Origin of the sequence: Acinetobacter sp. UBA6526 (genome assembly GCF_002434875.1) — a bacterium.
Classification (GTDB): domain Bacteria; phylum Pseudomonadota; class Gammaproteobacteria; order Pseudomonadales; family Moraxellaceae; genus Acinetobacter; species Acinetobacter venetianus.
The window spans coordinates 15,914-27,328 of the sequence record NZ_DJLC01000229.1 but is presented as its reverse complement, the minus strand read 5'-3'; the positions used below and the strand labels follow the sequence as shown (position 1 = coordinate 27,328).

Annotated in this window: 13 protein-coding genes; 6 read left to right on the top strand and 7 right to left on the bottom strand. The window is 39.1% G+C overall.

Annotated features, from left to right (window positions below):
* The 4 genes from B4237_RS15535 to leuB all read left to right on the top strand — a co-directional run.
* Positions 1-329 (top strand): aconitase family protein (locus tag B4237_RS15535; RefSeq protein ID WP_286943862.1); only part of this gene is annotated, 329 nt, incomplete at its 5' end.
* 12 nt (positions 330-341) lie between these two features.
* A complete protein-coding gene (gene leuD, locus B4237_RS15530; protein WP_061392235.1) occupies positions 342-989 on the top strand; it encodes a 3-isopropylmalate dehydratase small subunit in 648 nt (215 codons plus the stop codon).
* Between the two features lie 141 nt (positions 990-1,130).
* Positions 1,131-1,706 carry a hypothetical protein gene (locus B4237_RS15525; RefSeq protein ID WP_007479098.1) on the top strand — a complete coding sequence of 192 codons (576 nt, stop codon included), beginning with the start codon at positions 1,131-1,133 and terminating at the stop codon, positions 1,704-1,706.
* 45 nt (positions 1,707-1,751) lie between these two features.
* Positions 1,752-2,831, top strand: coding sequence for a 3-isopropylmalate dehydrogenase (leuB, locus tag B4237_RS15520; RefSeq protein WP_004876664.1), 1,080 nt, complete (start codon positions 1,752-1,754; stop codon positions 2,829-2,831).
* Between the two features lie 46 nt (positions 2,832-2,877).
* Here the strand turns inward: leuB and B4237_RS15515 are convergent, their stop codons facing one another.
* On the bottom strand, positions 2,878-3,285 hold the full coding sequence (locus tag B4237_RS15515) for a hypothetical protein (RefSeq protein WP_278595927.1): 408 nt from the start codon (positions 3,283-3,285) through the stop codon (positions 2,878-2,880).
* A 162-nt stretch (positions 3,286-3,447) separates the two neighbouring features.
* Between B4237_RS15515 and B4237_RS15510 the strand changes: the two genes are divergently transcribed.
* Positions 3,448-3,819 carry a lysozyme inhibitor LprI family protein gene (locus tag B4237_RS15510; protein ID WP_278595926.1) on the top strand — a complete coding sequence of 124 codons (372 nt, stop codon included), beginning with the start codon at positions 3,448-3,450 and terminating at the stop codon, positions 3,817-3,819.
* A gap of 62 nt (positions 3,820-3,881) precedes the next feature.
* On the opposite strand, the gene infA is transcribed toward B4237_RS15510, so the two are convergent.
* Positions 3,882-4,103 carry a translation initiation factor IF-1 gene (gene infA, locus B4237_RS15505; protein WP_001284370.1) on the bottom strand — a complete coding sequence of 74 codons (222 nt, stop codon included), beginning with the start codon at positions 4,101-4,103 and terminating at the stop codon, positions 3,882-3,884.
* A gap of 230 nt (positions 4,104-4,333) precedes the next feature.
* Here infA and B4237_RS15500 point away from each other — a divergent pair, with 230 nt between their 5' ends.
* The gene (locus tag B4237_RS15500) at positions 4,334-5,341 is read left to right on the top strand and encodes an AraC family transcriptional regulator (RefSeq protein ID WP_278595925.1); all 1,008 of its coding nucleotides are present in this window, start codon (positions 4,334-4,336) and stop codon (positions 5,339-5,341) included.
* 49 nt (positions 5,342-5,390) lie between these two features.
* On the opposite strand, the gene truA is transcribed toward B4237_RS15500, so the two are convergent.
* The 5 genes from truA to asd all read right to left on the bottom strand — a co-directional run bounded on the left by truA (position 5,391) and on the right by asd (position 11,367).
* Positions 5,391-6,188, bottom strand: coding sequence for a tRNA pseudouridine(38-40) synthase TruA (truA, locus tag B4237_RS15495; protein WP_278595924.1), 798 nt, complete (start codon positions 6,186-6,188; stop codon positions 5,391-5,393).
* Positions 6,189-6,197: 9 nt separating this feature from the next.
* Positions 6,198-7,169, bottom strand: a complete 972-nt coding sequence (locus tag B4237_RS15490; RefSeq protein ID WP_278595989.1) for an asparaginase domain-containing protein — start codon at positions 7,167-7,169, stop codon at positions 6,198-6,200.
* 47 nt (positions 7,170-7,216) lie between these two features.
* Complete coding sequence (locus B4237_RS15485; RefSeq protein ID WP_278595923.1) at positions 7,217-8,500, bottom strand: FimV domain-containing protein; 1,284 nt, start codon at positions 8,498-8,500, stop codon at positions 7,217-7,219.
* Between the two features lie 59 nt (positions 8,501-8,559).
* A complete protein-coding gene (locus B4237_RS15480; protein WP_278595922.1) occupies positions 8,560-10,107 on the bottom strand; it encodes a type IV pilus assembly protein FimV in 1,548 nt (515 codons plus the stop codon).
* 141 nt (positions 10,108-10,248) lie between these two features.
* Entirely contained in the window at positions 10,249-11,367 is a 1,119-nt protein-coding gene (gene asd, locus B4237_RS15475) for an aspartate-semialdehyde dehydrogenase (RefSeq protein ID WP_004876674.1), read from the bottom strand.
* Between the last annotated feature and the right edge of the window lie 48 nt (positions 11,368-11,415).

Here is an 11,415-nt window from a genome sequence, read left to right as displayed (position 1 = left end):
ATGCTGCAAAAATAATTAGAAATAAAAAAGTAGCAGAACATGTTTATGCTATGGTGGTACCTGGCTCAGGATTAGTAAAACAACAAGCTGAGAATGAAGGTTTAGACCAAATCTTCTTAGAGGCAGGTTTTGAATGGCGTGAACCAGGTTGTTCAATGTGTTTGGCGATGAATGCAGATAAATTACAACCGGGTGAGCATTGTGCATCGACTTCAAATCGTAACTTTGAAGGTCGTCAGGGTAATGGTGGGCGTACACATTTAGTGAGTCCAGCGATGGCGGCGGCGGCGGCGATTGCAGGTCATTTTGTTGATGTTCGTTCATTCTAAGGGAGCAAAGTCATGGAAAAATATACTGTAGAACAAGGTATTGTTGCGCCTTTAGACCGTGCCAATGTCGATACGGATTTAATTATTCCGAAGCAGTTTTTGAAATCAATTAAACGCACGGGATTTGGTGATAACTTATTTGATGAGTTACGTTATTTAGATGAGGGTTATTTAGGACAAGATATTAGTAAGCGTCCAAAGAATCCTGACTTTGTTTTGAATAAACCACGTTATCAAGGCTCAACTATTTTGTTGGCACGCACCAACTTTGGTTGTGGTTCAAGTCGTGAACATGCACCTTGGGCACTCAATGAATATGGTTTCCGGACCGTGATCGCACCTAGCTTTGCTGATATTTTCTTTAATAACTGCTTTAAGAATGGCATGTTACCTGTGATCTTGTCAGAAGAGATTGTTGATCAGTTATTTAAAGAATGTGAAGAAGAAGGCTATCAGCTTACGATTGATTTAGATGCGCAAGAAGTGCGTACACCAAAAGGTGAAGCATTTAAATTTGAAATTGATCCATTCCGTAAACACTGTTTACTCAATGGTTTGGATGATATTGGTTTGACGTTGCAAGCTGCGGATGACATTCGTGCTTTTGAGGAAAAAGCAAAACAAGCACGTCCTTGGGTATTTAAGGACATTAAAGCTTAAGTCTTACTTACATTTTTTAAATGTAAACATGACTAAATGTCGAGGGACATTTTAAACATAGCCGTAGCGCAGAGATTGAACTCTTGTTAACATGCTAGCGAAGAAGATTTGCTTGCATGATATGAGGACTGGGCTTGAATAATGAAAACAAAATTCGCTCGCAGTATTTTGCTGTGTTTAAGTGTGGGTACAACGTTAACTGCGTGTCAAAACACAACGACTGTGGTTGACCAAGTTCGTATTGCACAAAATACATTAGAAGACAAAGCGAACAATGCGACTTTATATTGTTCAGGCGTGGATAATTGTGAATTCGAAAGAATTAATGATATTGGTGTGATTGATGCTAAATCGCATCGTGTAAGCCAACAAGCCATAGAAAAAGGCATTGTTCGGTTACATGGTTCGATTTTAAGCCGAAATCAACAGGTTTACTTAAGTGTGCCTGCTAAGCAATATGAAGTTGTTATTCGTTTTTATCCAATTTCCCCAGATCGTGCTGAAACTTTTCATATCATCCATGCGTTTAAACCTCATACGCGCTATACCTTTAAAATGTACCGAGATAGAGCAAATCGTGTAGAAAACTTGCTCAATGCATCAGCTCCAGATCCTTTGTGTGTTGATCTATTGCAAGAAGAGCGCATGATTCGTCGATTCTGCCGTCCGTATGATGTGAAGACAGGTTTAGGCGAATTTGTTGAAAAAAAGATTTAATCAAATAGCAGCTTGAATGCTGTGTGGATGAAATTGGAAAAGTAAATGTCAAAACATATTTTAATTTTAGCGGGTGATGGAATTGGTCCTGAAATTGTTGGTGCTGCTGAGAAAGTACTGACAAAGGTCAATGATAAATTTAATTTAGGTTTGACATGGGAACATGGCTTATTGGGTGGTTCAGCAATTGATGCCCATGGTGAACCATATCCAGCAGTGACAAGTGCACAAGCTCAAAAAGCAGATGCGATTTTGTTGGGTGCGGTAGGCGGGCCTAAATGGGACACGATTGAACGTTCAATTCGTCCAGAACGCGGATTGTTGAAAATCCGTAGTGAATTAAATTTATTCGCAAATTTACGTCCAGCGATTCTTTATCCTCAATTGGCAGATGCTTCGAGCTTAAAACCAGAAGTTGTTGCAGGTTTAGATATTCTCATTGTTCGTGAGTTGACAGGTGGTATTTACTTTGGTCAACCACGTGGTATCCGAGAATTAGAAAACGGTGAGAAACAAGGTTATAACACTGACGTTTATTCAGAAAGTGAAATTAAACGTATTGCCAAAGTTGCTTTTGAATTAGCTGGCTTACGTGGTGGAAAAGTTTGTTCTGTCGATAAAGCAAATGTATTGGAAGTTACTGAGCTTTGGAAGCAAACAGTGACTGACTTACAGCAAGCACAGTATTCAAATATTCAGCTTTCACATATGTATGTCGATAATGCGGCAATGCAACTTGTTCGTGCACCAAAACAATTTGATGTTATCGTAACAGGTAACTTATTTGGCGATATTTTGTCTGACGAAGCAGCGATGTTGACAGGTTCAATTGGCATGTTGCCTTCAGCATCTTTAGATGAAAATGGTAAAGGTATGTATGAACCTTGCCATGGTTCAGCACCAGATATCGCTGGGAAAAATGTTGCAAACCCACTTGCAACGATTTTATCTGTTGCGATGATGTTGCGTTATACCTTCCGTGAAGAAGCTGCGGCAAAAGCGATTGAAGATGCAGTAGGTCAGGTCTTAGATCAAGGTTTGCGTACAGCAGATATTATGTCAGAGGGAATGAGCAAAGTCGGTACAGATGCAATGGGTGATGCTGTTGTTGCTGTGTTAGGCTAAGTTCTGATGAATAAAAAAATGCAGCGTGTGCTGCATTTTTTTGTCGCTAGCATGCCTTTCCTTCATAACGAATAGAACGAGCAATTTGTTGCTGATCAAGATCAAAAATAATATGGCAATAGAAATTGACATCGTAAGATTGTTGGCTTGTTGTCGTAGCACCTAAACGTGTACCTATCATTGTTGGACCTGCTCCCGGATAAGTTTGTACGATAGGTACGGGTATATTAATTGGGCGAAGTACAGTAAAAACTAACTGTTGGTCAGTTTTTGTTGGTTGTTTCAGTGTTTGGAAACCTAGACTCTTGAGATTAAGATTCTGTTGGATATTATCTGCTGATTGACCGATATAGGGTTGTAAGTAATCTTGCAGTTGAACCGAACGCCAACCAGGGGTTGCACAGCCTTGTAAAATCAGCATTATAGATAATATATAAAATTTATAATTTCGCATAAATATTCCTTTATTTCTAAAATAAATCTTTGAATTTATTATAATCGATCACTATCCTAATCGGGAAACAAAAATATACAAACTTGTCTATTCTTGTGCAATGTTCAAGCATAGCAAAATGTGATTAGATATGTCGCATAATTAAGTTATCGAGAAAATTTGATGCATAAGATAATGCTTGGTCTTTTGTGTTATGTCGTTGCGACATTAAGCTATGCAGATAATTGTGATAAAACCCGTAATACTTATGATGATATTTACTGTACTAATAAAATTTATGCCAGTGCTGATGCCGATCTAAATAAAAATTACCAACAGTTACGTCATTTATTAAATGAAACTCAACAGAAGATTCTTAAAAAATCACAGCTGGCTTGGATTCATTATCGAGATGAGCAATGTTCTGATGATCGACAAAACAGCGTAGATGTACAGTGTCGGTTGAGTACTACTCAGGAGCGTAATCATTGGCTATTAGAGCGTCTACGTGAGTGTCAAACAGTAGGATGTAAGACCACTCGATTGAGTGAGTAAATCTATAACTAAGCGTAAAAAAAGCCACAATCATGTGGCTTTTTTGCATTCACTAATCTGACTTAGCGCGCACGATAAGTGATACGACCCTTAGTTAAGTCATAAGGTGTCATTTCAACTTTAACACTGTCACCTGTCAAAATACGGATATAGTGTTTACGCATTTTACCAGAAATGTGTGCAATAACTTCGTGACCGTTTTCTAAACGTACACGGAACATCGTATTAGGAAGCGTTTCGGTGACAACGCCTTCGAACTCAATGAGTTCCTCTTTATTGGCCATAGCCTACCTGATGATCAAATTGGAAAGGCGCAAATTATAGTCAATTTATTTGAAATTTACAAGACGGTTGCTTAGCAAAGCTTGTACAGATGAATTGGAAAAAACTGTCAGACAATCCACAATTTTTTTTAACAAAAGAAGCAGAATAGTGTTGTCAGTTTGGTCAATCAACGTTAATCTAAAATTATTGTTTATTGTCACAATAACGTATCTACAGGGAAGGGCACTGCGTGGGTCAGTTAACAGATGCATCGGTTGTATTGCGCTTTGGTTATCAGGCAATTCGTAAAGCAGGATTACCAACTGAAGAGATTCTAACAAAAGCAGGTGTTGCACTAAATCAAGTTGATACAAATGCAAGAACCCCACTGAGTGCACAAAATGCATTCTGGATTGCGGCACAGGAAGTGAGCAATGACCCAGATATCGGTTTGCATTTAGGTGAGCATTTACCACTTTATCGTGGTCAAGTGATTGAGCATTTGTTTATCAGTAGTGAAACTTTTGGTGAGGGACTCAAGCGAGCTTTGGCTTATCAGCGGTTAATTAGTGATGCTTTTGACGCTAAGTTAGTGATCGAAGATGGACGTTGTTATTTAAGTAATGGCGAACAGTATTGGCCTGATAATTTAGTAAATCGTCATTTTTCTGAATGTGCGATGTCAGGAATCTTACGTTTTTTTAAATTTATTACGGAAGGTCAGTTTCAACCAATTTTTATTGATTTTAATTTCAATGAGGGTGCGGATGATGACGAGTATTTCCGTGTTTATGGATGTCCAGTTAGTTTAGGTCAGAGAGAAACGCGCTTATATTTCGATATGGCAGTTTTAGATTATCCTTTATGGCAGGCTGAACCAGAGTTATTACAATTGCATGAGCAGCTTGCAATTGAAAAGCTACAAGAACTGGCTCGTTATGATTTAGTGGGTGAGGTGAGACGTGCCATTGGCTCAACACTTGAAAGTGGTGAGACAACGCTAGAAACGGTTGCTGCTCAGCTCAACATCACACCTCGCCGTTTAAGAACGCAGTTAAGCGAAGCAAATACAAGCTTTCAGCAAATTCTATCGGACTATCGTTGTCGTTTAGCGAAAAAATTATTGGCAAATACCAATGAAAGCGTAGAGCGTATTGTGTATTTAACGGGTTTCTCTGAACCAAGTACGTTCTACCGAGCGTTTAAACGTTGGACGAATGAAACACCAGTTGAATACCGTAAACGAAAGCAACGCTAATAAGAGTATGAGGAATTCTAAAGCTTTATCGTTATTGATAAGGCTTTTTTTATTCCGGTAAATTTAACCATTGTGGCCCAAGGGGTGGTTGAGGTAGTTCAAACTGATCTGGGTAATAACACTGAATGAAATATAAGCCATCTGGTGGTGCAGTAATGCCAGCAGCTTTACGATCTTGCGCTGCAAACATAGTATCAATATGTTCAATTTCATACATGCCTTGCCCAATTTCAAGCAAACAACCCATGATATTGCGAACCATATGATGTAAGAAGCCATCTGCTTGTATGTCTAAGACCAAATAACGACCATGTTGGAATAAGCGACAGTGTTTAACATGGCGAACGGGCTGATTTGATTGACATGCAGCAGCTCTGAATGACTCGAAGTTATGTGTACCTTCAAACTTGGATGCGGCTGCAATCATTTTATCAACATCAAGTTCAGAATAGATGTGTGTGACCTGTTTATGTAGCAGAGCAGGGCGATGAGGTGCGTTATAAACAATGTATCGATAACGTCGAGCAGTTGCTTTAAATCTGGCATGGAAATTTTCATCCATGCATTTGATCCATTGGATTGAAATATCTTTCGGTAACTGACTGTTCGCGCCCATCATCCAGCCACGCTCTGGTCGAATGGCTTCTGTATCAAAATGAGCGATCATGTTGGTTGCATGAACCCCTGCATCGGTACGTCCAGCAGCATGAACAATAATCGGTTCATTGGCAATTTTGCTGAGGACTTTCTCAAGGGTTTCTTGGACACTTACAACGCCAGCTTGTTGAGTTTGCCAACCACGGTATTGAGTACCGCAAAATTCAATACCGATTGCATAACGTTGCATATTTGAACCTCAAGATGAATGCTGATTCCATTGATCAAAACGTTGATCAGGGGATGGGTATTTTAAATACATTTGCAGCGCTTTTGCATATAAATCAGCATGGCTTAGACAATCATTGACCAAAACTTTCGCTGTATTTATCCAAGAACTAATCGCATAACGTTGATCTAATTGTCCAAAAGTCACTTGAGAACTAATGATACAAATACATCCTTTGCTAAATAGAGCCTCGAATAATGTAATGAGTTGATCATTGATTGCAATATTGCCTGTACCAAATCCTTGTAAGATTAAAAAGTGAGGAGGATTGGATAAGATATTTTCAAGTTGTTGTTCTAATTGGGGTTGCCCAATCGGTTGAAGCATTAGATTGAATACACTTAAATGAGCGGCTTTTTCAATATGTTCATTCTGTACAACGAGCGTTTCGGTCGCAGTCTTACAATCTAGGTTTGCATCAACTCCAGCAAAGGCATTTAAATCGGTAGTATGAACTTTAAGCGTGGTTTGAGCATGGAAAACTTGGTTATTGAATCCAAGATATACTCCTGCTGGAAGTACTTGCACCTGTTCTAATGCTAAATATAGGTTGCTAGTTGCATCAGTGAACTCTCTGGTGTCGTTACCATCGATATTAAGTAGAGGATATTGGCTACCTGTGATGATGGCATGGCAAGATTGACCTAAGAAGCGCGCAAGGGTGGCTGCTGCATAACTGAGCGTATCTGTACCGTGAATAATCACAAAATGTTGATAATCCTGCAATTGCAGTTGTTGTATTTGTTGTATGAGAGGAAGCCAATCTACAGCTGTACATGCACTACTATCTTTGATACTTGGTGCTGCAAAGCAGTCTACATTTAAATGTGGCGGAATAACCTTTTCGAGTAAAGGTAAAAAATGCTGTTCAGGCATTGGCATGAGTGGTTCGCCAACACAGCCAAAAGTTCCACCCATGTAGATTAAAGCGATTTTTTTCATCATAAAAAAAGCAGTCTTAGAGACTGCTTATATTAGACTGATCAAATTCAGGAAGCTATTTTATTCAGTAACTTTTCTGAGCTTTGTTGTTGATCAGCATCAAAAATAGACTGACTGTTTTGTAATAAAGTACGAGCAGATTCGTAAGCACCTAACTCGATATATTGCTCAGCTAAATCTAAATTAAGTTGAGCTTCATTCAGTTGTTGCAAATCAGGGAATGACTGGACAAGCGGATCGTTACTAATAATAGACGAGACTTGTGTTGCGGGTTCTGATGTTGTGAGCTCTGTAGTCTGTTCCGTAGCAACTGGTGTTGGTTCAGCAAGGTCAAACGAAAATTCTGTTTTCTCTGCAATGGTTTCTGGTTGGTCTACTGGTGTTTGAGTCGTTGGTTCAAAACTAAAGTCTAGACTAGGAGCTTCGTCTACTTTAGATGCTTCTGCTGGCTCAGCTACGGTTTCTAAAGAAAAGTTGAAATCTGATTCAGTCTTAGCTTCTTCTTCAACTATGGTTTCTTCTGGAGTGGCTGTATTTGGCTCTAGACTGAAAGAAAATTCAAGAGGGGTTTGTTCTTTAATTTCTGTAGTTTCAGATTCTACAGGGGTAGGAGATGCCTCAGGAACTTGCGTTTCTTTCTGTTCAAAAGAGAAATTAAAGTCTAAAGGTTGAACCTCTGGTGTAGGTTCAGCAGGTTTTCCTTCTTCGACTGGCGCGACGTATTCAGTTTGTAAGTCATCAAAAGATTGATTTGATGGAGCTTGAACTAAGGCATCAAAGTCTGCTGTATTATTTTGCGGAGCAGTTGCTTCCGTCGTTGTTGGACGTTGATTAAGGTTGCTGCTGTTCGAATGAAAATCATTTGAGTCTGGTTGTTTATTTTTTTCGTATTCACTTTTTTTAGCTTCAGCTGCATGAGCAATATCTTCAAGCTTTAAAGCATGGACATGCTTGATTAATTGATCAATTGCAAAATCATCTTTTTGGGCTAGATGGATATCTAAAAGAAATAAATATAATTCATGTTGAGAGTTATCTTGTTTTAACGCTTGGTTAATTTGAGCCTCTGCAGCTTGAAAGTTTCGTTCTTGAATCTGTTGTTCAATTTTTTCACGTAAACTGTCAGATATAGCAGTTGTTACTTGTGGAGCGGCTTCTTGCTCTTCACGTGCTAAGGTTGTGCGCGAGGTCTTTTTTGCAGTTGCCTTTTTTGTTGCTTTTCCAGCAGTCCCTTTCTTAGGTGCTGCTGCATTCTGATTGTCACCACGTTTTTTTAAAACGATTGCGACTACCAATACGATGACGAGTAGTACAATTATTATAGTTGACATGATCTATACCCCTTAAAGATAGAGCCGCTTTTGCAAATTTATGAGAATCTTCTCGTAATTCAGTGTGTTGGCTTTTTAGTTTCCTGCTGCGCTTTCAACCGTTCTTGTAGCTCGGCAAGTCGAGCATTTAGGAGTTGAATTCGCTGTTCCTTCTGACGTAGTGCCAACTCTAACTGTGTTACGTTTCGTTGTAATGTAACGGTTTTTTCCCGAGCTGTCATAACTTTTAATGATAAGTCAGTACTGGTTTTTTGCTGTAATGTGTCTTTTTTCGCACTTCCTGTACTTGAATCTTGATTGCTTTCAGCAACAAGAGACATCTCAGCTTGTTGTAGGCGATATTTTGTTTTTCCAGATGCAGGTTGAGGTGTTTGCGCTGCAATCTGATTCACATTTTGATTTTGACGACTCGGGATATTACCTAGATTGAAATTTAATTGAGAACCTTGTCTAAGTCGGTTTGCATTTCCACCAATAAATGCATGTTCATTCTGTGCCTTAATTTGGTTCATCACTTGCGACACAGGTTTATGTGTTTGACTCGCAATACGATGAGCGATACTCCACAAAGATTCATTACGTGCTACGACATGCTGTTGTTGAGTATTTTCACCTGAAACTGAGGGTGTAGTGTTTTGAGGTGCTTTTTGCTTAACAGGTTGCTCTTTATTTTTAGCGCGATATGCAGCAATAGTATCTTCTTTATTTTCAATAAGTTTTTCTGAATTATCTTGATCTTTACCACGAAGATTTTTATTTACGGTCTGTGCAACGACTGCATGTTGATTTTCTTGTTTAATTGTTGAAGTTATAGTTGTATTGGTCGTAGGTTGAGTGGTGCTGAGTGTTTTTACAATAGCAGTTTCTTTAATTTCTGTTTTGGCTGTTGGGATTGTAGAATTTTGTCCAGCTGTTGCTGTTTTAGCAGTTATTGGCTGTGTATCGTTGTTTGCAACAGGAGCGCTGACACTTTGTTCTACTTGAGATGGTACAACTGAGATAGCTGCAGAAACAGATACTTTATCAGTTGCAATATCTAAAGCTGGCGGGAGTTCATACGGAGCATTTAAAAGTTTCTCTTGTTTTAGAGTTGGCTCTTTGGATATAGATGCTGTGTTAAAGCGAGTACTTTCAGGTAAATCTAGAGCAATATCTTTTTCACTCACAATAAACTTAGGTGTTAACGTTTTTTCATTACTTACTGTCGCTGCTTGAACTTTTTGTATGTTTGATCGAATTGGTTGTCTAATGTGCTTTAAATGTGATGCACCATCTTCTTGTATTTTAATAATAATATTGAGTTCAGCATCTGTCATAGGACGAGAAGAGGTAATGACGATGACACCTTCGCCTCGGTTATTTCGACGGGTAAAGAAATTCAGTGCTGATGGTGGCTGGTGAGCTGCACCTATCATAACGAGGTCTTCTGGTGTTGCTAGGCTGACTTCTAATTTTGCATTTGGATCTGCCTGATGAAAACTCATTTCAGCATAGAGTAATTCGCCAGGTGCAGACTGGATTTGTAAAGGATCGAGCGTAATTGCATAAAGATGTTGCGAAGATAATATGGTTAAAATGGCAATTTTTAATTTGTTATAAACAGTCATCTCGATCCATGAAAAAGTGATGTTATAGTCAGTTCAAAAGTATACATTACCGTGATGTAAATGAATTGTAAATTCTTCATGTTTGATTACATAAAAAAGCCGATCAAATGTGATCGGCTTTTGATTTCTATCATTTTTTGCTTACGCGTTCTTGTATTCAACCAAAATGCGTAGCATACGGCGTAAAGGTTCTGCAGCGCCCCAAAGCAGTTGGTCACCCACTGTGAATGCACCTAAATATTCTTTACCCATATTTAACTTGCGCAGACGCCCTACAGGTACAGTTAAAGTGCCAGTAACGGCAACTGGAGTAAGATCAGTCATCGATGCTTCACGTGTATTTGGAACAACTTTAGCCCATTGGCTAGAGCTACGAATCATGTCTTCGATTTCATCAAGTGCTACATCTTTTTTCAATTTTAATGTAATTGCTTGAGAGTGACAGCGCATTGCACCGATTCGAACACAGTGACCATCAATAGGAACGATCTGTTGATTGCCCAAAATTTTATTGGTTTCAACTTGACCTTTCCATTCTTCCTTAGACTGACCGCTTTCGAGTTGCTTGTCGATATAAGGAATCAACGAGCCAGCGAGTGGTACACCAAAGTTCGCTTTAGGGAAGCCTTCACCGCGTTGCAAATCTGCGATTTGACGGTCAATATCAAGAATTGCAGACTTTGGATCATCTAGTAATTCTTTAGTATTGTTGTACAAGTAGCCCATACCTGTGATGAGTTCACGCATGTTTTGCGCACCTGCACCAGAAGCTGCTTGATATGTCATCGAGGTTGCCCATTCCACTAAATTGTTTTGGAATAGAGAGCCTAAGCCCATCAGCATCAATGAAACTGTGCAGTTACCACCAACAAAAGTTTTAGTGCCATTCACTAAACCATCTTTGATGACATTTAAGTTGACTGGGTCAAGAACGATAATTGCTTCATCATCCATACGTAATGTAGATGCTGCATCGATCCAGTAACCATCCCAACCTTCTGCTTTAAGTTTTGGAAAAACTTCAGATGTGTAATCGCCACCTTGACAGGTTAAAATGACATCCATTTGCTTCAGACTTTTAATATCTGTTGCATCCATAAGTGCTGGGGCAGTCTTACCACCAAATGAAGGTGCTTCGCCACCTGCATTACTGGTAGAAAAATAGAATGGCTCAATATGAGCAAAATCATTCTCTTCAACCATACGTTGCATAAGGACAGAACCAACCATCCCACGCCAACCGACCAGACCTACTTTCATGTCATTGTGCCTCGGTATGTAAAAAACTTTAAAGGGGTTTGAGTGTAT